21 protein-coding genes and 1 tRNA gene are annotated in these 25,202 nt (G+C 37.0%); 11 read left to right on the top strand and 11 right to left on the bottom strand.

All coding sequences use genetic code 11. The annotated features are described in order from the left end of the window. Positions 1 to 65 precede the first annotated feature (65 nt). Entirely contained in the window at positions 66 to 2,732 is a 2,667-nt protein-coding gene (adhE, locus tag ABN212_RS07815; protein ID WP_109372116.1) for a bifunctional acetaldehyde-CoA/alcohol dehydrogenase, read from the top strand. A 1,199-nt stretch (positions 2,733 to 3,931) separates the two neighbouring features. On the opposite strand, the gene ABN212_RS07810 is transcribed toward adhE, so the two are convergent. After that, positions 3,932 to 4,528 carry a thymidine kinase gene (locus ABN212_RS07810; RefSeq protein WP_023581977.1) on the bottom strand — a complete coding sequence of 199 codons (597 nt, stop codon included), beginning with the start codon at positions 4,526 to 4,528 and terminating at the stop codon, positions 3,932 to 3,934. A gap of 509 nt (positions 4,529 to 5,037) precedes the next feature. Between ABN212_RS07810 and hns the strand changes: the two genes are divergently transcribed. Then, a complete protein-coding gene (hns, locus tag ABN212_RS07805; protein WP_088495367.1) occupies positions 5,038 to 5,442 on the top strand; it encodes a histone-like nucleoid-structuring protein H-NS in 405 nt (134 codons plus the stop codon). Positions 5,443 to 5,673: 231 nt separating this feature from the next. Here hns and ABN212_RS07800 read toward each other — a convergent pair whose 3' ends face one another. The 3 genes from ABN212_RS07800 to rssB all read right to left on the bottom strand — a co-directional run bounded on the left by ABN212_RS07800 (position 5,674) and on the right by rssB (position 9,054). After that, on the bottom strand, positions 5,674 to 6,681 hold the full coding sequence (locus tag ABN212_RS07800; RefSeq protein WP_198619930.1) for an NAD-dependent epimerase: 1,008 nt from the start codon (positions 6,679 to 6,681) through the stop codon (positions 5,674 to 5,676). A 266-nt stretch (positions 6,682 to 6,947) separates the two neighbouring features. After that, the gene (galU, locus tag ABN212_RS07795; protein ID WP_198619929.1) at positions 6,948 to 7,856 is read right to left on the bottom strand and encodes a UTP--glucose-1-phosphate uridylyltransferase GalU; all 909 of its coding nucleotides are present in this window, start codon (positions 7,854 to 7,856) and stop codon (positions 6,948 to 6,950) included. A 370-nt stretch (positions 7,857 to 8,226) separates the two neighbouring features. Next, entirely contained in the window at positions 8,227 to 9,054 is an 828-nt protein-coding gene (gene rssB, locus ABN212_RS07790) for a two-component system response regulator RssB (RefSeq protein WP_349443084.1), read from the bottom strand. Between the two features lie 149 nt (positions 9,055 to 9,203). On the opposite strand from rssB, the gene ABN212_RS07785 reads away from it, so the two are divergent. From ABN212_RS07785 to ABN212_RS07775, 3 genes are all read left to right on the top strand, one after another. Continuing rightward, positions 9,204 to 9,677 (top strand): YchJ family protein, encoded by a 474-nt coding sequence (locus ABN212_RS07785; protein WP_198619927.1) that lies wholly within the window; start codon positions 9,204 to 9,206, stop codon positions 9,675 to 9,677. Positions 9,678 to 9,715: 38 nt separating this feature from the next. Then, positions 9,716 to 10,564 carry a formyltetrahydrofolate deformylase gene (gene purU / locus ABN212_RS07780; protein WP_069368973.1) on the top strand — a complete coding sequence of 283 codons (849 nt, stop codon included), beginning with the start codon at positions 9,716 to 9,718 and terminating at the stop codon, positions 10,562 to 10,564. Positions 10,565 to 10,819: 255 nt separating this feature from the next. Further along, positions 10,820 to 10,904: transfer RNA gene (locus ABN212_RS07775), tRNA-Tyr, on the top strand. Between the two features lie 32 nt (positions 10,905 to 10,936). On the opposite strand, the gene ABN212_RS07770 is transcribed toward ABN212_RS07775, so the two are convergent. Beyond that, positions 10,937 to 11,800 (bottom strand): LysR family transcriptional regulator, encoded by an 864-nt coding sequence (locus tag ABN212_RS07770; protein ID WP_198619926.1) that lies wholly within the window; start codon positions 11,798 to 11,800, stop codon positions 10,937 to 10,939. Positions 11,801 to 12,248: 448 nt separating this feature from the next. Between ABN212_RS07770 and xthA the strand changes: the two genes are divergently transcribed. After that, a complete protein-coding gene (gene xthA, locus ABN212_RS07765; RefSeq protein WP_198632186.1) occupies positions 12,249 to 13,055 on the top strand; it encodes an exodeoxyribonuclease III in 807 nt (268 codons plus the stop codon). A gap of 68 nt (positions 13,056 to 13,123) precedes the next feature. Here the strand turns inward: xthA and ABN212_RS07760 are convergent, their stop codons facing one another. The 3 genes from ABN212_RS07760 to ABN212_RS07750 are packed head-to-tail and all read right to left on the bottom strand — an operon-like array spanning position 13,124 to position 16,700. Then, positions 13,124 to 15,085 carry a DNA topoisomerase III gene (locus tag ABN212_RS07760; protein WP_198619924.1) on the bottom strand — a complete coding sequence of 654 codons (1,962 nt, stop codon included), beginning with the start codon at positions 15,083 to 15,085 and terminating at the stop codon, positions 13,124 to 13,126. A 4-nt stretch (positions 15,086 to 15,089) separates the two neighbouring features. Then, positions 15,090 to 16,133, bottom strand: a complete 1,044-nt coding sequence (gene selD, locus ABN212_RS07755) for a selenide, water dikinase SelD (RefSeq protein ID WP_198619923.1) — start codon at positions 16,131 to 16,133, stop codon at positions 15,090 to 15,092. A 15-nt stretch (positions 16,134 to 16,148) separates the two neighbouring features. After that, positions 16,149 to 16,700 (bottom strand): NAD(P)H nitroreductase, encoded by a 552-nt coding sequence (locus ABN212_RS07750; protein ID WP_023581966.1) that lies wholly within the window; start codon positions 16,698 to 16,700, stop codon positions 16,149 to 16,151. A 545-nt stretch (positions 16,701 to 17,245) separates the two neighbouring features. On the opposite strand from ABN212_RS07750, the gene sppA reads away from it, so the two are divergent. From sppA to pncA, 3 genes are all read left to right on the top strand, one after another. Further along, on the top strand, positions 17,246 to 19,102 hold the full coding sequence (gene sppA, locus ABN212_RS07745; protein ID WP_349443083.1) for a signal peptide peptidase SppA: 1,857 nt from the start codon (positions 17,246 to 17,248) through the stop codon (positions 19,100 to 19,102). Positions 19,103 to 19,346: 244 nt separating this feature from the next. Further along, positions 19,347 to 20,369, top strand: coding sequence for an asparaginase (ansA, locus tag ABN212_RS07740; protein WP_109372094.1), 1,023 nt, complete (start codon positions 19,347 to 19,349; stop codon positions 20,367 to 20,369). Positions 20,370 to 20,391: 22 nt separating this feature from the next. Continuing rightward, positions 20,392 to 21,036, top strand: coding sequence for a bifunctional nicotinamidase/pyrazinamidase (gene pncA, locus ABN212_RS07735; protein ID WP_198630157.1), 645 nt, complete (start codon positions 20,392 to 20,394; stop codon positions 21,034 to 21,036). 107 nt (positions 21,037 to 21,143) lie between these two features. Here pncA and ABN212_RS07730 read toward each other — a convergent pair whose 3' ends face one another. Further along, on the bottom strand, positions 21,144 to 21,425 hold the full coding sequence (locus ABN212_RS07730; protein ID WP_100160296.1) for a YeaC family protein: 282 nt from the start codon (positions 21,423 to 21,425) through the stop codon (positions 21,144 to 21,146). 81 nt (positions 21,426 to 21,506) lie between these two features. After that, positions 21,507 to 21,944 carry a peptide-methionine (R)-S-oxide reductase MsrB gene (msrB, locus tag ABN212_RS07725; RefSeq protein ID WP_196532548.1) on the bottom strand — a complete coding sequence of 146 codons (438 nt, stop codon included), beginning with the start codon at positions 21,942 to 21,944 and terminating at the stop codon, positions 21,507 to 21,509. A 343-nt stretch (positions 21,945 to 22,287) separates the two neighbouring features. Here msrB and gapA point away from each other — a divergent pair, with 343 nt between their 5' ends. Together gapA and ABN212_RS07715 are read left to right on the top strand one after the other, a co-directional pair. Continuing rightward, complete coding sequence (gene gapA / locus ABN212_RS07720) at positions 22,288 to 23,283, top strand: glyceraldehyde-3-phosphate dehydrogenase (RefSeq protein WP_109372088.1); 996 nt, start codon at positions 22,288 to 22,290, stop codon at positions 23,281 to 23,283. A 114-nt stretch (positions 23,284 to 23,397) separates the two neighbouring features. Further along, the gene (locus tag ABN212_RS07715) at positions 23,398 to 24,282 is read left to right on the top strand and encodes a D-hexose-6-phosphate mutarotase (protein WP_198632187.1); all 885 of its coding nucleotides are present in this window, start codon (positions 23,398 to 23,400) and stop codon (positions 24,280 to 24,282) included. Between the two features lie 101 nt (positions 24,283 to 24,383). On the opposite strand, the gene ABN212_RS07710 is transcribed toward ABN212_RS07715, so the two are convergent. Continuing rightward, positions 24,384 to 25,136, bottom strand: coding sequence for a MipA/OmpV family protein (locus ABN212_RS07710; protein WP_198619918.1), 753 nt, complete (start codon positions 25,134 to 25,136; stop codon positions 24,384 to 24,386). Positions 25,137 to 25,202: the final 66 nt, after the last annotated feature.

Genomic DNA, 25,202 nt, shown 5'->3' with positions numbered 1-25,202 from the left:
TTATTAGTTATGACGATAACGGCTAATTTGCTTAAAAAATTTAACATTTTATCAGGAGTCTCTTTATGTCCGTAACTAACGTTACTGAACTCAATGATTTGGTTGCTCGTGTAAAAAAAGCTCAACGTGAATTTGCTAACTTCTCTCAAGAACAAGTTGATGCTATTTTCCGTGCTGCTGCATTAGCTGCCGCTGATGCCCGTATTCCTCTTGCAAAATTGGCTGTTAAAGAGTCTGGTATGGGTATCGTTGAAGATAAAGTGATTAAAAACCACTTTGCTTCTGAGTACATCTACAATGCGTATAAAGACGAAAAAACCTGCGGTATCTTATCTGAAGATCTGACTTACGGCACAATAACCATTGCTGAACCTATTGGGATCATCTGTGGTATCGTACCAACAACTAACCCAACTTCTACTGCGATTTTTAAAGCATTAATTAGCTTAAAAACACGTAATGGTATTATCTTCTCTCCACACCCTCGTGCAAAAGAAGCGACAAACCGTGCAGCTGAAATCGTCTTAAATGCAGCTATCGCTGCTGGCGCACCAAAAGATATTATCGGTTGGATTGATGAGCCTTCTGTTGCCCTATCTAACGCGTTAATGCACCATGATGATATTAACCTGATCTTAGCGACAGGTGGTCCAGGCATGGTTAAAGCAGCGTATAGTTCTGGTAAACCAGCTATCGGTGTTGGTGCAGGTAATACACCAGTGGTTATTGATGATTCTGCTGATATCAAACGTGCAGTGGCTTCAATCTTAATGTCTAAAACTTTCGATAACGGCGTAATTTGTGCATCAGAGCAATCTGTTATCGTTGTTGACAGCATTTACAAACAAGTTCGTGAGCGTTTCTCAACTCATGGCGGTTACATGCTGACAGGTAAAGAATTAAAAGCTGTTCAAGACATCATCTTAAAAGACGGTAACTTAAACGCAGCTATCGTGGGTCAACCTGCAACAAAAATTGCTGAAATGGCTGGCATTGAAGTACCTGTAAATACCAAAATTTTAATTGGTGAAGTCAAAGAAACAACAGAAGCAGAACCATTTGCTCACGAGAAATTATCTCCACTATTAGCCATGTATCATGCTCAATCGTTTGAAGATGCGGTGCTAAAAGCTGAAAAATTAGTTGAGATGGGTGGTATCGGTCACACTTCTTGCTTATATACAGACCAAGATAACTGTCCTGAACATGTTGCCTACTTCGGCGACAAAATGAAAACATCTCGTATTTTAATCAATACTCCAGCATCTCAAGGTGGTATTGGTGACTTATACAACTTTAAGCTTGCTCCTTCTCTAACATTAGGTTGCGGTTCATGGGGTGGTAACTCCATTTCTGAAAACGTAGGGCCAAAACACCTTATCAACACTAAAACCGTGGCGAAAAGAGCAGAAAATATGTTGTGGCATAAACTTCCAAAATCTATTTACTTCCGCCGTGGCTGTTTACCTATCGCTCTTGAAGAGATTGCGACTGACGGTAAAAAACGTGCCTTTATCGTGACCGACAGTTTCTTATTCAACAATGGTTATGTTGATGAAGTCACTCGCGTACTGAAAAAATTTGGCGTTGAAACAGAAGTCTTCTTTGAAGTTGAAGCCGATCCTACATTAAGTATTGTGCGTAAAGGCGCAGAACAAATGAACAGCTTTAAACCTGATGTGATCATCGCATTAGGTGGTGGTTCACCAATGGATGCGGCGAAAATCATGTGGGTTATGTATGAACACCCTGAAACTCATTTCGAAGAATTAGCATTACGCTTTATGGATATCCGTAAACGTATTTACAAATTCCCGAAAATGGGTGTGAAAGCACAAATGGTTGCTATCACAACAACATCAGGTACTGGCTCTGAAGTAACACCATTTGCGGTAGTAACTGATGACGAAACAGGCCAAAAATATCCATTAGCAGACTATGCATTAACCCCAGATATGGCTATCGTTGATGCAAACCTTGTTATGAATATGCCTAAATCTCTGTGTGCATTTGGTGGTTTAGACGCTGTAACTCACGCATTAGAAGCCTATGTTTCTGTATTAGCGAACGAATATTCTGATGGGCAAGCACTGCAAGCATTAAAATTACTGAAAGAATATCTGCCTGCAAGTTATCATGAAGGCGCAAAAAACCCTGTTGCTCGTGAGCGTGTTCATAATGCGGCAACTATTGCAGGTATTGCTTTTGCTAACGCATTCTTGGGTGTTTGTCACTCAATGGCGCATAAATTAGGCTCTGAGTTCCATATTCCTCACGGTTTAGCTAATGCGTTATTAATTTCAAACGTTATTCGTTATAACGCTAATGACAACCCAACAAAACAAACTGCATTTAGCCAATACGACCGTCCTCAAGCACGTCGTCGTTATGCAGAAATTGCTGATCACTTAGAACTTTCAGCACCAGGTGACCGTACTGCTGCTAAAATTGAAAAATTGTTAGCTTGGTTAGAAGAAATGAAATCTTCATTAGGCATTCCATCTTCTATTCGTGAAGCTGGTGTTCAAGAAAGTGATTTCTTAGCAAGAGTTGATAAATTATCTGAAGATGCGTTTGATGATCAATGTACTGGTGCTAACCCACGTTACCCACTGATCTCTGAACTGAAACAACTGTTATTAGATTCTTACTACGGTCGTGAATTTAATGAGCATCCCGTTGTTGAAGTAAAAGAAGAAGCAAAACCAGCTAAAAAAAGCAGTAAAAAATAATCGAAACACACTGTGTTAATGTGATCCTCGATATTTCGGTTATTTGTTCTTAAATAGAAACCCAGTCCTATGGCTGGGTTTTTTTATGGCTGATCATTTGTTTATATGCATTTTGCTACTGATTTCTGAGATTGAGGAATAAGGCGGGATAAGTCACTATTCAGTCATAAATTATAGGTATTTACACCTAGTTAAAAAGTTTGGTTTTTACTATAAAAATAGTGTCTTCCTTTATGCGTTCATAATTAGCTCTAAAAAAGACGCTGAACAACTTATCATTCAAGTCATACCATCGCATTACCATATTATAAAAAATGCCTTAGAGATGATTACAAGGCGCATCAAACTCTTTTCCTCTTTCATTAGTTGGTATAATTATTTCATTCTTACCTTATTTTCTTCATAAAATGACTATAACGATATGTGAAGCTATTGTGTTCGCTTTACGATTTACAATCGTGCTTTTCTTCTTATCCGATAAAAATAAATAGACTTCATCATTTTGATTATTAATTAGTGATCAAAATATAGAAATATAAATATTTTATATCCCTAGCTACATTGGATTTATAAAAAACATAATTTCAATAAAATATTATCGAAATGAGGCTTGCTAGCTGGCGAACGTAATAAAGGTCGCTATTTGTGCTTTCCACATAGAAATTACTCCTTTAGGAGTATAAAAGGAGCCTGTTTATCCGTATTGACAGGCATAAAGTGAAGTGCTTTATTTATTCAATAACAAATTAAGCATCCTATAATCAGCATCTATAAGACCCGATATAAATGTTTCATTATACAAACCATAGATAAAAGAAATATTTTTTCAGTATTTCATGACTATCTTTATTCAATTTTATTAAACTATGAATAATATAAATGCATCAAATGTCTATCTCTCTTATCATTTGTAAAAAACAATATCGACATCACAAAACAAACACCTTACGTATATTTGATTATGTCTTTTTTGATTAATGATAATGAAATAAATAAATTTCCCCATCAAAAAATAACATCTCGTCACAGACGAAAATCAAACTCACCGCAATTTGATATAAAAAAAGCCAATAAATTGGCTAAAAATTAAAAATATATAAGTATTTTTTAGTATTACGTAATATAACACTTTATTTGAATTCTTATTTCATCCCCCTCTTTCACTCTGACAAATTAGTAAAAGAGGGAAATTGAAAAGGTTACTCTTGTTCAATACACCCTTTTAGCGTTGCCTGCGTATAATGCTTACGGCAGACTGAAACATATTTTTCATTTCCACCTATTTCAACTTGAGCACCATCACTCAGTACATTTCCTTTATCATCTAAACGTAATACTTTATTTGCCTTTCTACCGCAGTAACATACTGTTTTAAGTTCTACCAGTTTATCAGCCCATGCTAATAAATAAGCACTACCTGTAAATAACTCACCTCTAAAATCCGTTCTTAATCCATAAGTGAGAACGGGAATATCATAGGTATCCGTTATTTCGCAAAGTTGTTCGACATGTGCCTTACTTAAAAATTGGCATTCATCAATCAATACACAGTGAATAGGCTGTTTGTTATGCTCAGCAACAATAACGTCGCGAATATTCATATCATCACTAAAGAGTAATGCATCCGCACTTAATCCTATTCTTGAGCTAATCTTCCCCTTTGCAAAGCGTGTATCAATAGCCGCAGTGAAAATCAATGTACGCATTCCTCGTTCATTATAGTTATAAGAGGATTGCAATAAAGATGTTGATTTTCCAGCATTCATGGCTGAATAATAAAAATAAAGTTGAGCCATCAGCTCACTCCTTAAATAGTGTTTATTTTCACGAGCGACAGTCTAACATAAACATTCTACAAGTTATCCATAACAAGTATTTATTACCTTTATTTCTATTCTAGATATACTACCGAAAGATGAACTTCGTTGTTAATGCTAATTTTTGCTTAAAAAATAAATAGCTTTAATAAGTACTTAACATATTAAAACACACCTTGATATACCTTTATTAAAGTATGAAAGTTAGTCCGATTCCATTTTTAGAAAAAAGTCCGTTATTATAAAAAAATGAACAAAGCTTTCTATTCTTTAGCATTAGCGCTATCATCAGTTAAAAGATGCATTTCCTTACTAATATTTCCTTTATTGACTAAAGATGCCTCAACTTTTATTATTTTTTTCGTTGAGATATTAGTTTAAAAAAAAGAAATTTTACGTAAGGTTTGTATTTAGGTATTGCAGAAATTTAAATAGCAATCTATTATTAGTATTACATCAGCCAACAACATTTATTTGAGACCAGGAAAATGAGCGAATCTTTAAAAATATTAAATAACATCCGTACTCTCCGTGCACAAGCAAGAGAAACTTCTTTAGAAACTTTAGAAGAAATGCTGGAGAAACTCGAAGTTGTCGTTAATGAGCGTCGTGAAGAATTCTCATTAGAAAAAGCAGCTGAAGAAGAACGTGTTCAAAAATTACAAAAATACCGTGAAATGTTAGAAGAAGCCGGTATTGATCCAACAGACTTACTTGAAGCAAGTGCTGTTAATAAAACAGGCCGTGCTAAACGTGCAGCTCGCCCTGCTAAATACTCTTACGTTGATGAAAATGGTGAAACTAAAACTTGGACAGGCCAAGGTCGTACACCAGCAGTAATCAAACGTGCTATTGATGAAGAAGGCAAATCATTAGACGATTTCCTGCTGTAATTTAAGTCAATACTCTATTTGAAATACCCTTTTAAATAATTAAAAGGGTATTTTCTTGTTTACCTCATTTAATTAAACAAGCGTTTAATTTTAATATGTGCTGATGTTGTTTGTATTAAATGTGGGTAAGCGAAAATAAAAAATGTAATAACTGCGTTATTTATTTTTATTTATAATGAAAAAGGAGCTTTTATAGCTCCTTTTTTCTTTGATCCAATTAAACTAATATTATTAATTTTTATAATAACTTAAATACCAATCAACAAACTGTTTTACGCCATATTCTACTTCGGTATTCGGCGAAAAACCTATTGTCTCAAACAAGTCTTGGCAATCAGCACAAGTAGAAAGCACATCACCATCTTGCATTGGCATTAAATTCAATTTAGCTTTAATATTTAGTGACTTTTCTATCGCTTCAATGAATGCCATCAATTTGGTTGGCTGCCCATTACCCACATTATAGATTTTATAAGGAGCAGAACTTGAAGACGTTTCACCTTTCTCTACTGTCCAGTTTTCATCTGCTTCTGGTACAACATTAACTAATCGAACAACAGATCCCACAATATCATCGACATAAGTGAAATCACGCGTCATATTTCCACTGTTATAAACATCAATAGGTTCGCCAGCTAGCATTGCCTTCGTAAATTTAAATAATGCCATATCAGGACGTCCCCAAGGACCATATACCGTAAAGAAACGTAATCCTGTTGTCGGTAATTGATATAAATGTGAATAGCTATGAGACATTAACTCATTGGCTTTCTTTGTTGCCGCATATAATGAAACTGGGTGATCAACACTATCTTCTGTTGAGAAAGGCTGTTTCTGATTTAAACCATAAACCGAGCTTGAAGAGGAATAGATAAGATGTCCGACTTTATTATGGCGACATCCTTCTAATATATTAATATGCCCAACAATATTCGCATCAATATATGCCATTGGGTTTTCAATTGAATAGCGAACACCTGGTTGAGCAGCTAAATGAATAACTCGGTCAAATTGGTGTGATGCAAATAATTGAGCCACTTTTGCTGAGTCAACGATATCAAGTTTCTCAAAATGGAATTTTTCTAGCTGTTGTAATTTAGCTAATCGAGCTTCTTTTAAACGCACATCATAATAATCATTCATGTTATCTATTCCGACAACATGATAACCCATTTCGATTAAACGCTGGCTCATATGATAGCCAATAAAACCCGCAGCACCTGTTACCAATATTTTCATATTATTACTCAATAACCCAATAATTTATTTTTCATGTCAACGCTATCATGCTTAATATCACCTAGATTAAACATCATAACGCTTAACATCGTCATACATTACAGAAATCAACATGGCTCAATACTAAATGCATTGAGCCATACCTTAATCTCTTACAATCACTTTATCTAGCTTTTCTCATAAAATATCAGCTTATTATGCATCATTCATTTATAAGAATTATACAATGAGATTAACCATATAAATGATTATTAATGGGCTTTATTTCACTGTATCTTTAATGATTTTAGCCATTGTGCAAAGTCTTCACCGAACTCTTCGTGCTGTATTCCGTACTCTACGAAGGCTTTCATATACCCTAATTTATTACCACAATCGTGGCTTTTCCCTTGCAGGTGATAAGCTTCAACAGCTTCTTTTTCAATCAGCATTGCAATCGCATCCGTTAACTGAATTTCATCTCCGGCACCAGGTGCTGTTCTCGCTAATAGTGGCCAAATACTTTCAGATAACACATAACGCCCTACGATAGATAAATTCGAAGGTGCTTCTTCTTTCTTAGGTTTTTCAACAACACGAGTAATTGGTTTGCTATCACCTGGGAATAAGTTTTCACCCATGCAATCAACAATACCATAATTAGAGACTTCATCTTCAGGAACAGGCTCAACAAGGATTTGACTTGCGCCTGAACGCTCAAAATGAGAAAGCATCTCTTTTAAGTTAACTTTCGTTAAATCAGCACTGTATCTGTCTAAAATAACATCAGGCAGGATAACAGCGAAAGGTTCATCACCAATTAATGGCTTAGCACATAAAATGGCATGGCCTAATCCTTTCGCTATTCCCTGACGAGTTTGCATAATAGTGACATGGCTTGGGCAAATGCCTTGTACTTCTTCTAATAACTGGCGTTTTACTCGTTTTTCTAAAATTGCTTCTAATTCAAAACTTGTATCAAAATGGTTTTCAATTGAATTTTTAGATGAATGTGTAACAAGTACAATTTCATTAATACCTGCGGCAATACATTCATTCACCACATATTGAATAAGAGGCTTATCAACCACTGGCAACATTTCTTTTGGAATTGCCTTGGTTGCAGGTAGCATTCGTGTTCCTAATCCAGCAACAGGGATCACCGCTTTTCTAACTTTACGCACTGCTGATGACATTATACTTCTCCTGCAATTCGTACCGTTCTACTTTCAGATGTGAATGGGTACAATTAAAAATAATCGCCAGAGTATACCAGCTAATATCTAAGGATAAACAGAGTCCTACCCGTTAATTGAGATAGTTCTTCATTTATGTTTAATATATGCACGATATTCTGTTTTTATTTAATCTAAATTTAACTTTTATAGATAGGGGAAAACATTAATTTAATCTGGTTTGTGTTATCCCAAATTTTACATTGCCAATTTGTTCCCTCACATTTTACTTGATTAATATATAAAAGTTGCAATGTACCTAAGGGAACACCGCTATTTAATTCAAATTTTTTACTTTCTGTTTTTATTTCAGCTTTTAAACCTGCTGAGGCTAATAATATATTTTTTTCTGCGTATGATAATATCCTAGTGTTATAGGAAATTGTCCTTTTACCCCAATCTCATTAAGCATTTTATTTAGTTTATTCAACATATTATACATACTTGGTAAAGATCGTATTTTTTCTGATGACTTTAATACATCATTAAAAACAACCCGTAAGAGTAAAGCGACCAAAAGCCCATTTTCATCATCTCTCGATATATCGACACAATAGAAGATAATTTGATCTTCGGATAAAGCCGCAATATCAAATAATAAACCCATTTTAGCAATATCATTTAATTGACGATAATTAACACAATATCCCGCAACAATCTGCTTAACCTGTGGTTGCATCTGTTTTATGAACGATTGAATATAATGGGTATCTTTTCGTAAGCTATTCCAAAGTGGTTCTAAATGTATACCTTCTATTAATACTGATTCAAAAAAGCCAGGGCATAATACTTCAATGACTTTTTGTTTTAATTTCTCAAGATGTGTTATTGGCTTAAGAAAAATCTCTTGTGCCCCTAAACGCAACATATCATCTACTTCAGCCATATTATCTGTACATGAAATAGCAATAACAGGAATAGCCAATTTACGTTGTTCAAGATGACATAAAAAAGTGGGACCATTCATTACTGGCATACGGATATCACATAAAATAAGATCAGGAAGCAATCCCCCTTCTAATAAAGATAATGCTTGGCTACCGTTATCTGTTGTATAAACGCAAGCCTTCTCATGTGAGAAATATTCCGTCAACATGGTGCGAAAAACGACCTCATCATCAATTATTAAGATTTTTTTACCCACTAAGGCTTTATTCATTGGTGACTCCGGTAACTATCGTTTCACATGCTGATTAATTAGCGCTACATTATTAGTTTAGTTCAACATTGACGTTAATTATTCCCAATCATTACTTTTTTCAATCTATGGGAAATCGTCATACTGATAACGTGAGTTAGGACATTATTTTGTCAAGTTTATGCCCCTGTAATAGCCAATTATTCTACTCGAATTGCTGTGAGCCTTACCATTTAGGTCAAAAGAACGCCCCAACAGCAGAAGCATTGATGCGTTCGCGTTATAGCGCGTTCGTTAAACATAATGCTGATTACTTAATCAAGACGTGGCATCCCTCTTGTCGTGTTGTCTCCTTGCATGATGAATTAGTTTCTGGCTTTCCAAATACACAATGGCTTGGACTCAATGTTATCTCATCGCAAGTAAGCACAAATAAAAATGAGGCATATGTTGAATTCTCGGCTTGCTTTATTGAAAGAAATGCCGATGATAAACAGTACTTACATGAACGCTCTCGTTTTCTAAAAATAGATGACTGTTGGTTTTATATTGACGGTGTGAAACCGAAAGTGGGGCGAAACGATCCCTGCCCTTGTGGTTCAGGACGTAAATACAAAAAATGTTGTGAAAATAACATCAAATAACTGCAAACACAGAAGTAAAAGAAAGGATTTATCCATACATGCAACACCAAAATACTCAAAAAAAAATACTGCGTACTATTTGCCCTGATGCAAAAGGACTTATCGCTAAAATCACGAATATTTGCTACAAACATCAATTAAATATTGTTCAAAATAGTGAGTTTGTTGATCATCGTACAGGTCGCTTTTTTATGCGCACCGAGCTTGAAGGTATCTTTAATGATGAAACCTTTCTTGCAGATTTAGATGATGCCTTACCACAAGGCTCAAAACGTGAATTAAATACCGCAGGTCGTCGTCGCATTGTCATTATGGTGACAAAAGAAGCACACTGCTTGGGTGACTTATTAATGAAAAGTGCATTTGGTGATTTGGATGTAGAAATTGCCGCCGTCATTGGTAATCACGATACGTTAAAACATCTAGTAGAACAATTTGGTATTCCTTTCCATCTTGTTAGCCATGAAGGCTTAACCCGTGATCAGCATGATGAAAAGTTAATTGCACAAATTAATCAATACAAACCTGATTATGTTGTACTCGCAAAATACATGCGTGTATTAACACCTGCATTTGTACAAAACTTCCCGAATCAAATTATCAATATTCACCACTCTTTCTTACCTGCCTTTATTGGTGCACGCCCTTACCATCAGGCTTATGAGCGCGGTGTGAAAATCATTGGTGCAACAGCACACTACGTAAATGATAATTTAGATGAAGGCCCAATCATCACTCAAAATGTGATTAATGTTGACCATACGTTTTCTGCTGAAGATATGATGAGAGCCGGTCGAGATGTTGAAAAGAATGTTCTTAGCCATGCTTTATATTGGGTACTTTCACAACGTGTCTTCGTTTACGGTAACAGAACAATCATTTTATAAGTTTTCTGTCACTAATAACGCAAACAGTGTGACTATCTAAATGTAAACCGCGATATAAAACATATCGCGGTTTATTTTTTATCTCTTACTAATAGAGATGATATTGCTTAAAATCAATACGATAGCGCATAAAGCTCGAACGATACGCACAATTTTACAGCAGTCAGTCTGTTTTTAGTAAAATAGCGCTTTACAGATCTCAGGTATTTGGTATTATTGCGCCCGCTGTCACGGACAGCAAAACAATTTAATGTTGGTGGGATACCCAAGCGGCCAAAGGGAGCAGACTGTAAATCTGCCGTCACAGACTTCGAAGGTTCGAATCCTTCTCCCACCACCATCTCCTCTTAGCTTTACCCCAAAAAATTCTTTTTATTTCATTTTATTAATTAAATCCAAAAATCGATTCAATACACTTGAATGATACTTAGATTTATAGATATAACAGCTATACTGAATTTCAGGCTGAATTAATGGTATAAAGCATAAATCTGCTTCATACTCACTTTTCAATGGGTTTTCATCTGTTAATAAAAGAGAATGATGCGTTTGAATAAAACGTAAACAGCAATTAAGATCATCCATTATTCTGACACACACTGTCTTTCCTCTATCCCCAATTTCACTCTCTAATTTTTTTATCTTAGCTGTTTTGTATAATGCCGGATCACATAACCAAATATTTTCACTTAAAAGCCTATCAATATTATTATTCACACTATTCACGAGTGTTTTTTGACAACAAATACCCAAGTGTTTATTTTCTATTTTATGAAGAAGACTAAATTTTTCACTAATAATTTTCTCAGAACTTAATATTAATGTATTACCATCATAGTCGGGTATTTCTTCAAAGTTTTCTCTTGAAAATCGCATTATATTTATATGGGAATAATTTTTATTTGCTGCTTGATAAAACTGAGTTAAATACTGACTTTTTCCCCAATCATAATAAACATGAATGCTATTATTTATAATCCCCGAGATATGTTTTTTAGTTATCTCTTTTTCCTGAAGATAGAGCGATTTCAAATCATTATAAAGCTCAAGACCCTCTTGGGTTAAACTCATACCAAACTTCTCTCGCTTAAATAAACGCTTTCCTAACACGGCTTCAAAGTCTTTGATAGATTTAGCGACGGGAGGCGTCGTGCGATTCATCACCCGCGCCGCTTTACTTAACGAGCCGTTTTCGACTACAGCCATAAAGGCTTCTAACTTACGAGAAAAAAACATAATTCACCATTCCTTTGCTGTGTAGAATAAAATAATTTCATTGATTCATTTAATGTAAATAAAATAGTGATTAATTAATTTAAAAATTAATTTTATATAAAAGCAGTCTTATATAAATATTCTTTTACCTCCTTTTAATGAATACAATTTATAACTACAATATTATTTTTATTATGTCATCATTCTTCACATATAAAGAATAATAATACTTATATTCTTCTATCAAAGATTAGTTTATGTTTCTAGTTTGTTTAATTAATATTTTTTGTTATACAATTAATTATTTTTATTAAATTAGCGCGCTTTATTTAATGGCCTTTATTTTTTATCTCATTTTATCTTTCTCTTGATAAGCTGTGCCATCATTTCAGTGATTTGCTTACATTCATTTTATGATCCTGCTAGTATAAGACATCCTATTATTCAATATATAAATGGTTACAGTCACATGAAATTTGTCTCTTTCAATATTAATGGTTTACGCGCTCGTCCTCACCAACTTGAAGCTATCATAGAAAAACATCAGCCAGATGTTATTGGGCTTCAAGAAACGAAAGTTCATGATGATATGTTTCCATTAGATACGGTGGGTGCCTTGGGTTATCATGTTTTCTATCATGGTCAAAAAGGGCATTATGGAGTTGCCTTACTCACAAAAGAAAAACCTGTCGCAGTACGTAAAGGCTTTCCTGGCGATGAGGATGAAGCTCAACGTCGAATGATCATGGCAGATATCGAAACACCAGCGGGTTTATTAACAGTTATGAACGGCTATTTTCCTCAAGGCGAAAGCCGTGATCATGAAACTAAATTTCCAGCAAAAGAAAAATTCTATGCTGACCTGCAAAATTACCTAACCACCAGCTTAAAACCAACCTCTCCAGTACTTATTATGGGTGATTTAAATATTAGCCCAACAGATAAAGATATTGGTATTGGCGAAAATAATATGAAACGTTGGTTAAAAACAGGTAAATGTTCTTTCCTACCAGAAGAGCGGGAATGGCTGGCAACCTTAATGGGTTGGGGGTTAACAGATACATTCCGCCAACAACATCCTGAAGCTGATGATAAATTCTCGTGGTTTGACTATCGTTCTAAAGGGTTTGATGATAACCGAGGCTTACGCATTGACTTACTTCTAGCAAGTCGCTGCTTAGCGGATAATTGTATTTCAACAGGAATTGATTACGAGATCCGTGGAATGGAAAAACCATCTGATCACGCACCAGTTTGGGCTGAATTTAAAATCTAATCAGATAAAATCTTGATTCAGTAAAAGCACTTCCCTAAATAATAAAGGAAGTGCTTTTTTATTTGTGCTTAATTATCAGTAGTTGTTTCTTTACTCTGCGCTTTATTTTTCGCGGGGCTTGCTTTGTTACTTCCTTTAGTTGCTGTCTTGCGCTTTTTATTATGCGCGGGTGCGGGAAGATTTCTGAAAGCTTGAATATTTGGACGACGCTTCGCTTGAGTAATCAACTCTATCAAGGTGTTATTTAATGGCATCATAAAATCTTGATATTTAAATTGTTTCTCACTAATTTGCGTGAGTATCGATTCCCAATGTGCAGTCATATCCGGTAAAGTTGCCATATCTGGCAATACATGAATTAATGCTCTACCCGCTGGGGTTGAATTAATGGCTCGCCCTTTCTTTTGCAAAAAACCACGCTTAAATAACAGCTCAATAATTCCCGCTCTTGTCGCCTCAGTGCCTAATCCATCCGTTGCTCTTAGGATTTTCTTAAGTTCTTTATCTTGAACAAAGCGCGCAATTCCAGTCATAGCAGAAAGCAATGTTGCATCAGTAAAAGGTCTTGGAGGCTGCGTTTGCTTTTCAACAATCTCTCCCTTTTCACACAGCAGTTCATCACCCTTAGCCACTATTGGCAATGCAGAGCCGTCATTTTCAGCATCTTGCTCTTTCGCACCTAATAAAACTCGCCATCCTGCTTGCGCTAAAAAACGCGCTTTAGCGATAAATTTGCCATTCTCAATATCAAGTTCAATAACGCATTTACGATAGACAGCATCAGGCATAAATTGCATTAGATATTGGCGAGCCACGAGATAATAAATATTTTTCTCATTTTCACTTAATGAGATATTGCCCGTTTTTGCCGTTGGAATAATTGCATGGTGAGCATCAACTTTTTTATCATCCCAGCAACGATTCTTTTTATCAATATCTAGAGTATCTTGCGGTAATAAGCTTGCGTCATGTGTGCTGATCGCATTAATAACGGCATGGCGGCCAGCAAAATGTTCATCAGGAAGATAACGGCTATCAGAACGCGGATAAGTAATTAATTTATGCGTTTCATATAATCGCTGGCAGGTATCTAAGACTTGTTGTGCGCTTAAACCAAAACGTTTTGCCGCTTCAATTTGTAACGCTGAAAGCGAAAAGGGTAATGGGGCAATTTCAGACTCTTGTTTATCTTGGTAATCTGTAACATTCGCTGGCTTGCCTTGAATTCTCTCAACAACATGCTCTGCAAGCTTACGATTTAATAATCGCCCTTCTTCATCTTGCCAAGGTTCACAATGTTCACTTGGTTGCCAAATCGCGGTAAAGCGTTCATCGGCAGGTGTTACAACATGTGCTTTAACTTCAAAAAAATCTTTAGGAACGAAGTTTTCAATTTCTTCATCACGCCGAACCACTAAGCCTAATACTGGCGTTTGTACTCGCCCTACTGACAATACACCTTGATAACCATTACGCTGACCTAATAGCGTATACGCTCGAGTCATGTTAATACCATAAAGCCAATCTGCTCTTGCTCGCGCTAAAGCAGATACGCACAATGGTACAAACTCATGGTTATAACGTAGCTTATCAATAGCTCGCGTCACTGCCGCTGGGTTTAAGTCATTAATTAAGCAACGACGCGCCTGTTTTCTTTGCTCTTCACTGATATTTAAATAGTTAAGTACTTCATCGACTAAGAGCTGACCTTCACGATCGGGGTCCCCCGCGTGGATCACTTCTTTTGCCTGCTTAAGTAGTGTTTTGATGGTTTCTAGCTGCTTTTTAACATCAGCTCGGGGCTTGAGTTGCCATTTTTCAGGAATAATGGGCAAATCATCTAACGACCAGCGGGCGTACCGCGGGTCGTATGCATCCGGCTCAGCTTGTTCAAGTAAGTGACCAACACACCACGTCACATACTGGTTATCACCACAAAGAATAAAGCCATCGCCCCGTTTATGGGGCTTTGGCAATACATCAGCAATAGCGCGAGCAAGGCTGGGTTTTTCTGCAATAAATAATCTCATTACGTTAGTTAGTCACTTCAATCAACGCTTTTCCTGCCACTGGCTCAGTTAACTCACCGATAGAGGTTAGTTCAATATCAAAACGAGCAGCGACCTCTTTAACCTGTTCCACGGCTTCAGGTAATACAGCTAATAATAAGCCACCTGATGTTTGCGGATCACAGAGTAATTTACGTTGCATTTCAGTGATCTCACCAATTAAATGACCATAACTTTCAAAGTTACGACCTGTACCACCAGGAACACAGCCTTGTTCAATATAAGACTCTACTTCTGGCAATCTTGGGACTCGTGAGAAATGAATGGTGGCTTGTACACCAGAGCCATCACAGATTTCGCTTAAATGCCCTAATAAACCGAATCCTGTAACGTCTGTCATTGCAGTGACGCCTTCGATATCAGAAAAATCAGAACCGGCTTTATTCATACGGCACATAATTTCTGTTGCTAAACCTTGGTGCTCTGGTTTTAACAAACCTTTTTTCTCAGCCGTTGTTAATACACCAATACCCAAAGGTTTAGTTAAAAAGAGCTGACATCCTGCTTTAGCTTCACTGTTTTTCTTCACTTTGCTCACAGGCACGACACCTGTAACGGCAAGGCCAAAAATAGGTTCTGGCGCATCAATTGAGTGACCACCAGCCAGTGAAATGCCTGCTTCTTGGCAAGCAGCTCGCCCCCCCTCAATCACTTCACGCGCAATTTCAGGTGCCAGTTTACTAATAGGCCAGCCTAGAATTGCGATTGCCATAATAGGTTTTCCGCCCATTGCAAAAATATCACTGATTGCATTCGTTGCAGCGATACGCCCAAAATCATAAGGATTATCAACGATTGGCATAAAGAAATCAGTAGTACTGATAATACCTGTGCCATTTCCTAAATCATAAACAGCAGCATCATCTTTGGTTTCATTACCTACAAGTAAGTGAGGATCATGAAACTTAGCTTGTTCGCTATGTAAAATGGTTTCTAAAACTTTTGGCGAGATCTTACAACCACAACCTGCACCATGACTGTATTGTGTTAAACGAATTGCTTCAGACATAACATGCCATCCTTTTTAAAAATAAGTCACAAAATCAGTTAAGTCAGCAGGAGAAACCGTCATTGGCGCTTTCAGGGCTGGCGTGCCTAAATAAAGGAAACCAATAATCTGGTCATGTTCACCACAGCCAAGTCCTTCTCTTACAACTGCATCATGAGTCCAAGAGCCTGAACGCCAAATCCCCCCAAATCCTTGAGCAACAGCGGCCATTTGCATTGCTTGTACACTACAACCGGCTGCAACAACTTGCTCCCATTCAGGAACTTTAGGATGATCTTTCACTTTCGCAATGACCGTGATGATCAATGGGGCACGAAAAGGTGCATTTTTTGCTTTTTCTTCAACTTCTGGCCCTAAATTACCCACAACCGCGGCTTTATGTAGTAATTGGCTAAAACGTTCAATGCCTTCATTTTGCATCACAACGAAATGCCACGGCTTAAGTGCACCATGATCAGGCGCGCGCATACCGGCTTGTAAAATAGTATTGAGGGCTTCACTATCGGGGGCTGGAGTAGTCAGTCGGGAAGCTGAACGGCGGTTCAAAAGCAGTGTTAATGCATCCATTTTTATTCTCCTGTCAGCATTTTATTTTAGCAAGATCCCATTCTTATGGGGATGGACAGTTCTTATCAATTCGCAGTATAACAAACTGTTATATTACCACCATCCGCAGATTTAGGCGGGAATTTTTCTAAAAATCAGGTATGTGGTCATTTAATCGTAATTTATTGTTCATAAAATGATTAATCTTAGCTTACTAAGTTAATTTAAGCTGATTTTGATCCTATTTTTCTTTTTAATTTGACGATTTTCTATATTACTTTGATGCCTTTTTGTGTGAATTTATTTAACTATTTTTACGTAAGATAAATGTTTGCTTAATAACATCTTAAGTAAAAAGTTATCATTAGTGTTTTCCTAAAAATCAATGACAGACATTCAATAAGAGCTATATTAGAATATTCCTTTATTGTTATTACTATTCTCTCTATTGATAACAACATTTTTTGTTTTAATAGTATGAGATTATGTAGATGTAGCCTGCTTACCAATAATTCTAGCATGACTGTTTAGGATTAAATTTTAGCTTTACATGATGTGGAGATAATATGAATAAAATTATGGAGTTAATCGGCGCAATATTAAAATTCAGTTGGCAAGCCATTAACTTTATCAGAAAATTAATCTTAAACGTTATTTTCTTTTTCCTTCTCTTTGTGGTCATTGGTATTTTCTTAATTAGCAAAGAAGCACAAAAACCAATGGATTATGAAGGCGCCCTTCTTGTTGATCTTAAAGGTGTGATTGTTGACCAAACTGCAACCCAAAATCCTTTAGGGGAAGTTGGGCGTGAGCTTTTAGGCGTTTCGGGTAGCCAGCTCCAAGAAAATTCATTATTTGAAGTCGTCGATACACTACGCCTAGCCTCTCAAGATCCGAAAATTAAAGGTATGGTGCTTAAACTTGATGAATTTGTCGGCGCAGATCAGCCTTCGCTAAATTATATTGGTAAGGCACTTACTGAATTTAAAAAAACAGGCAAACCGATTTTTGCAGTGAGTGGCTATTACAATCAGCCGCAATATTATCTCGCTTCTTATGCAGATAAAATTTATCTCACACCTCAAGGTGCAGTGGGTGTTTATGGTTTTGGCTTTCAAAATCTCTATTACAAAACACTGTTAGAAAATTTAAAAGTAAGTACTCATATTTTCCGCGTAGGAACGTATAAATCTGCGGTTGAACCGTTAATGCGCAATGATATGTCTGCGGAATCTCGAGAAGCTTCATTACGTTTAGTTAATGCGCTGTGGTCTACTTATTTAACCCAAGTGGCAGAAAACCGTAGCATTACCACAGAAGATGTTTTCCCAGGTGCAAAAGAGATGATTGCACAGCTACGCAATGCAGATGGGGATAACGCAACTTATGCGCTAAATCGTAAATTAGTGGATTCTGTCAGCTCATACGCTCAATTTGAAGCTGATATGACAGAAACCTTTCAGTGGGATAAAGAGAACAAGCAATTTAACAATATCAGTATTTATGATTATGCCGATACGTTAACTTCATCATTACCTGCAAATGATGAAGGTAATATTGCCGTAGTCGTTGTTCAAGGCGCCATTATTGACGGCGAAAGCATTCCGGGCTCCGCAGGCGGTTCCACCATTGCAAATCAAATTCGCCAAGCCCGTTTAGATCCTAATATTCGAGCACTTGTATTACGTGTAAATAGCCCAGGTGGTAGTGTTTCAGCATCAGAACAAATTCGCAGTGAAGTTGAAGCCTTTAAACAACAGAAAAAACATGTGGTTGTTTCAATGGGAGGATTAGCAGCATCAGGAGGATATTGGATCTCCACACCTGCAAATAAGATTATTGCTAGTCCTTCAACATTAACGGGTTCTATTGGTATTTTCGGTGTTATTAATACCTTTGAAAACAGCCTAGAGTCTATTGGTGTTTATACCGATGGTGTCACAACATCACCTTTAGCAGGATTATCTGTCACCAATAAGTTGCCTGAAGAATTTGCCGAGTTGTTACAACTGAATATCGAAAGTGGTTATAAAACATTTCTTAATTTAGTGGCTGAATCTCGTAAAAAAACGCCAGCTCAAATTGATCGTATTGCTCAAGGTCGAGTGTGGGTAGGAATAGATGCAAAAAATGTGGGCTTAGTCGATGAGTTTGGTGATTTTGATGATGCCATTGATGCCGTTGCTAAAATGGCAAAAATTAAAGAGCCTGTTATTGATTGGATGAAGCCAGAATTAAGTCTCTCTGAACAGATAATCATGAGCTTATCAAATAATGCAAAAGCTATTATCCCTGATCCATTACAAGCTTATTTACCAGCCCCTGTTTTAAGAGAAGTAAAATCACAAACGGAGTTTTATCGCAATATGAATGATCCGCTTAACCGCTATGCGTATTGCTTATCTTGTGGTGATATTCAATAGCCGTTTTTGTCTCAACACCTGCTCTTTCAGAGCAGGTGTTTTTCTCTTTTTTTCCTGACTTTGTTTAGCATAATATACTGACGATTATTTTTTGCCCGTTTTTATCAATAGTATTTTTAACACAATGATTTAAAGTAGATATTCATTAATCTCTATTTTCTTTTTTTAGCATCCTTTCTTTTTTTATTCTGTAAACTCCCTATAATCAGGTATTTCTCACAGCCTAATAAGAGTGTTTTGTCTGATGCAAAAGAAATCAATCTACGTTGTATACACGGGTGGTACTATTGGTATGCAACATTCTGAACACGGCTATATTCCTGTATCAGGACATTTACAACGCCAATTAGCCAAAATGCCAGAGTTCCATCGCGAAGAAATGCCTGATTTCACAATCAAAGAGCATCTTCCGCTGATCGACTCTTCAAATATTACCCCTGAAGATTGGCAATCTATTGCTGATGATATTAGTGAAAATTATCACAACTATGATGGATTCGTTATTCTTCATGGTACTGATACAATGGCATTTACTGCTTCTGCACTCTCTTTTATGTTTGAGAATCTTAGCAAGCCTATTATTGTTACTGGCTCTCAAATTCCTTTAGAAGCCTTACGGTCTGATGGGCAAACAAACCTATTAAATGCGCTTTATCTCGCTGCTCATCATCCAATTAATGAAGTGGCTCTATTTTTCAATAACACGCTGTATCGCGGAAACCGCACCGTAAAAGCACATGCCGACGGCTTTAATGCCTTTGCATCGCCAAATAGCGCACCACTGTTAGAAGCGGGCATTAATATTAAACAATTTAAAATTAATTCCTTTCCTAAAGGAAATGGTGAATTTACTGCACATAATATTACGCCTCAACCTATCGGTGTTGTCACAATTTATCCGGGTCTTTCCGATGAAGTCGTTAAAAACATCCTGATGCAACCTGTGAAAGCCTTAATATTGCGCTCTTATGGTGTCGGTAATGCACCATCACACCCAGCTTTACTTTCTACCCTACGTGAAGCAACAGAGCGTGGTATTGTTGTTATCAACCTTACACAATGTATTTCTGGCCGAGTGAATATGGAAGGTTATGCAACAGGTCAAGCATTAGCGGAAGTTGGGGTGATCAGTGGCTTTGATATGACATTTGAAGCAACATTAACTAAACTGCATTATCTTCTTAGCCAACAATATAATTACACTGAAATCTGCCGACTAATGCAACAAAACCTACGCGGTGAAATGACATTAGACGATAACGACTAAGTTTAATCTAAAGGTAAAAGTGGTGAAAAATTCTGCACTGTTATTGGTTGATATACAAAATGATTTTTGTACAGGTGGTGCATTAGCTGTTAATGAAAGCGACATAGTTATACAAACAGCCAATCAACTTATTCATAGTTTCAAGCAATCTAAAAATCCTATTATCGCCAGTTTAGACTGGCATCCAGCCGATCATCTTAGCTTTGCTGAAAATTCAGGCACAGTTGTGGGAGAGGTAGGTACTCTTAATGGATTACCACAAGTTTGGTGGCCAATACATTGCGTACAAAATTCTTATGGCGCTGCATTTCATCCTGAATTAAACCAAGCACTGATTAATCATATTATTTACAAAGGGCAAAATCACCTTATTGATAGTTATAGTGCTTTTTTTGATAACGACCATGAATACCAAACAGGTTTGCATACACTTTTGCAGACATTAAATATAAAACATCTTTATATTTTAGGAATTGCTACGGATTACTGTGTCAAATTTACAGTGCTAGATGCGTTGTTATTAGGATATCAGGTTTCAGTTGTTACAGACGGTTGTCGCGGTGTCAATATTCAAGATGACGATAGCGAAAAAGCACTAGAAGAGATGAGAGCAAAAGGCGCAGCATTAATTGATTCAGCACATTGGCTTAATCGTAACAATCAATAAGTTCGTTATTTTCTTTATCTTCATAAAATGAAAAAGGGGCTAATTTTAACCAGTTCGGTTAATAAATAGCCTCTTTTTATATTTATTCTATCCATTCAACACAGGTTTTATTCATCATCCATTGGCGTTAACGTCGCTAAGCGTTCAGATTGAAACTGAGCTTTTAATTCTTGTTTGCTCTTCATGGTAATTTGTCCATTAGTGCCTACCGTCATATGCTCAGGTGTGTGGTTATTTTTCGCCTGCCATAATAAAACAATCTGCATGCAATGTTCTTTTTGCTCATCGGTCAATGCAACACCATCAGGCCATTTACCTAGTTCAACTGCGGTTGAAATACGCTGATAAATTTCAGGGGTTACCATCGAAATAAGTTCATTAACTTCCATTGATTGCTCCATAAGCTAAATAATCATTTGAAATGGCTGAATCGTTTTTTCAATTGTTATTATTTTGTTAACTTAATTGAGTTAACCGACTTGTTTTTCGCCTGTTTCACTATTCGTAAATGAAAGAGATGCTGAATTAACACAATAACGCTCCCCTGTTGGGGCTGGGCCATCATTAAAAACATGACCTAAATGTGCATCACATTGCTGACAACGGATTTCAGTTCTTTTCATATTATGAGAAAAATCATCAATATAGCGAATTGCATTATCACTAACAGGTTGATAAAAGCTTGGCCAACCACATCCCGCATCAAATTTTGTATCTGAATAAAACAGAGGAGCAGAACAACATAAACAGTGATAAATTCCTGTTTGACGGTTGTGTAATAATTTACCACTAAATGGCGGTTCTGTGCCTTGCTGTTGCGTTACATAACGTTGCATTTCGTTGAGTGTTGATAAATCAAGGTGATTGTTATTACTTGAAATATTCACTTTCTTTTCATTATCTGCCATATCGACCTCTTGCCCAGAAAAATGCTTTTTAAAACAACAGTGAATAATAACAAAGATTTAACAACAAATCTGGAAAATATGGTCTAAAATCATCAAGAGTAATCTTTAGTTTTTGAAATGTGATGAATTTCACATAACGGAGCAAAGGTAACTTCATTTATCGGCGTTGATCCCGATAATACACAGCGTAACATTTGGCTAAAACGACCAATCTTTAAGCGAAAAGTGTTTTTTTAATTGATTTTTTGCAATTATTGACACGATTCCGCTTGACGATTGGCGCGGTTTTGGTAACTTTAGAAGCAACTTTTTAATTCACTAAATTAAAGCTGGTGGAATACATATGACTATCAAAGTAGGTATTAATGGTTTTGGTCGTATCGGCCGCATCGTTTTCCGTGCTGCTCAAGAACGTTCAGATATCGAAATCGTAGGTATTAACGATCTGTTAGACGCAGACTACATGGCATACATGCTGAAATACGATTCAACTCATGGCCGTTTCAACGGTACTGTTGAAGTAAAAGATGGCCACCTCGTTGTTAATGGTAAAACCATCCGCGTAACTTCAGAAAGAGATCCAGCAAATCTGAAATGGAACGAAGTCGGTGCTGACGTTGTTGCAGAAGCAACTGGTCTGTTCTTAACTGATGAAACCGCTCGTAAACACATCCAAGCTGGTGCGAAAAAAGTTGTTCTGACTGGTCCTTCAAAAGACAACACACCAATGTTCGTAATGGGCGTAAACCATAAATCATACGCAGGCCAAGATATCGTTTCTAACGCATCTTGTACTACTAACTGCTTAGCGCCTTTAGCTAAAGTTATCAACGATAACTTCGGTATCGTTGAAGGTCTGATGACTACTGTTCACGCAACAACTGCAACTCAACGTACTGTTGATGGTCCATCTGCAAAAGACTGGCGTGGTGGTCGTGGTGCTTCTCAAAACATCATCCCATCATCAACTGGTGCTGCTAAAGCGGTAGGTAAAGTTATCCCTGAACTGAACGGCAAACTGACTGGTATGTCTTTCCGTGTTCCTACTCCTAACGTTTCTGTTGTTGACCTGACTGCACGTCTGGAAAAACCAGCAACTTACGCTCAAATCTGTGACGCTATCAAAGCAGCAGCTGAAGGCGAACTGAAAGGCGTTCTGGGCTACACTGAAGATGCAGTTGTTTCAACTGACTTCAACGGTGAAGTTCTGACTTCAGTATTTGATGCTAAAGCAGGTATCGCACTGAACGACAACTTTGTTAAATTAGTTGCTTGGTACGATAACGAAGTTGGTTATTCAAACAAAGTTCTGGATCTGATTTCTCATATCTCTAAATAATTAGAGTTTAGAAAGTCACGATTTCTTTTAGAGCCACCTTTTCGGTGGCTCTTTTATTTTCTAGCCAGTCAGTTTATTGTATTGAAATAGTCAGTGACATAAGGTCATAAAATAATGAATGAGAAAATTTTTTCTTTGCCGATTATTGAACAAATATCACCTTACTTAAGTCGTCGGCAATTAGGCGAACTTCCTATCCTTGTTATTTCACATCCTAAAGTACGCGCAGCTATCAGTCTTCAAGGCGCACATTTAATTGCTTGGCAACCCGCACAAGAGCATCCTGTATTTTGGGTAAGCGAAGCCTCTCTCTTCACTCCCGGTGTTGCCATTCGTGGTGGTATTCCTATTTGCTGGCCTTGGTTTGCTTCAGCAGGTACACCAAGCCATGGATTTGCACGAATTCTTCCTTGGGAATTTAGTGCTCACACAGAGCAAGAGGATGGCGTACTCATTACCATGACACTAAAAGAGAGCCAGCAGACGCAGAAATATTGGCCTCATGAGTTTACGGTTATTGCTCGCTTTAAATTAGGCGCAACCTGTGAGGTTGAATTAGAATCTTACGGTGATTATGAAGCGACAGCCGCCCTTCACTCTTATTTTAATGTGAGTGACATTGATAATGTCTCTGTAACTGGCTTAGGAGGCCACTACATTGACACCGTGGCAGATAAAGAGGTTTACACTGATGAAACCTCATTACACTTCAATGGACGCACTGACAGGCTTTATACAGAGCCTGACGATTTTAATCTTATTCATGATGATGGCTGGGATCGCACAATTGAGGTTCATCATTACCATCATAGTGATGTGGTATGTTGGAACCCCGGTGCAGAACTCGCAAGTTCAATGAAAGATATGAGCACAGGTGGCTATCGTAAAATGGCTTGCGTAGAAACCGCTCGTATCCACCAACCATTAAAACCAGATAACGTTCATCCTGGTCGCTTATCTCTGGTAGTTCGTGTTCGTAAAAATATTGCCGAAAAATAAAGTATTACTGATATCTTGCCACCATAAAAAAGCTTCGAGTTTGAATCGAAGCTTTTTTTATTATAGCTAATCTTACTAAATTCTAGTTAGATTTTCGCTAATTAGAATGCGTAAGTCACACCTGTCCACACAATCGCTGTAACAGATTTATTTACCATTGGGCTGTCTTTCACTTCACTTGGCAAATGGTCAACACGTCCCATCGCAAAGAAATTCCAGTTTTCAGCAAACTTATAGTTCGCCGATAGCTCTACATACGGTCTCCAGCTATCATTTGGCGTATATTCTGCTAAACCACTACGTTGAGATTCTGCGTGAGTAATACCATAAGCGTAACGGTTTTGCTTTTTGTTTTCCCAAACAACACCTGCACCTGGTTGTAAAGACCAGTTACCAAATTCGAAAGGATATAAATAAGCGGCGTCAGCGATAATACCGTTACTTTTGCCTAGCATATCACCAGAAACGATCGCTCTTAAGCTACCCCATGATTCGTGGTGTTTATAAGTAAAGCCACCCATCATAGTGTCACGGCGACGATTCAGTTTTTTCATTTGCTCATCGTCACTATCGCTTGGTTTAAAGGCTTGAGGATAGTAGTGTAAATCAACAGAAAGTTGATCTTTCGGTGTATTCCATAGGTAATATCCCGCCGCTAACGTTGCGAAATAGAAATTCTCTGATTGGTAATTAACTTGCGGTACTGGTAATAAATAATCTTTTGATTTAGCCCCTTTATAAGGAGTGACTTGTGCTAAAACTGAACCACCAATTGACCATTCTCCAGCAAATGCTGCTGGCGTGCTTAATCCTGCAATAACGGCCAAAGAAACGATAATCTTCTTATTACTCACGATGATTTTCCATATTGTCATTAATCATTAATAAAGTAGCAACCAAAAACCTATTTCAGTCACAAC

It is taken from the genome of Proteus genomosp. 6, from assembly GCF_040139785.1.
In the GTDB taxonomy this organism is placed as follows: domain Bacteria; phylum Pseudomonadota; class Gammaproteobacteria; order Enterobacterales; family Enterobacteriaceae; genus Proteus.
This window is presented reverse-complemented; position numbering and strand designations above follow the sequence as displayed.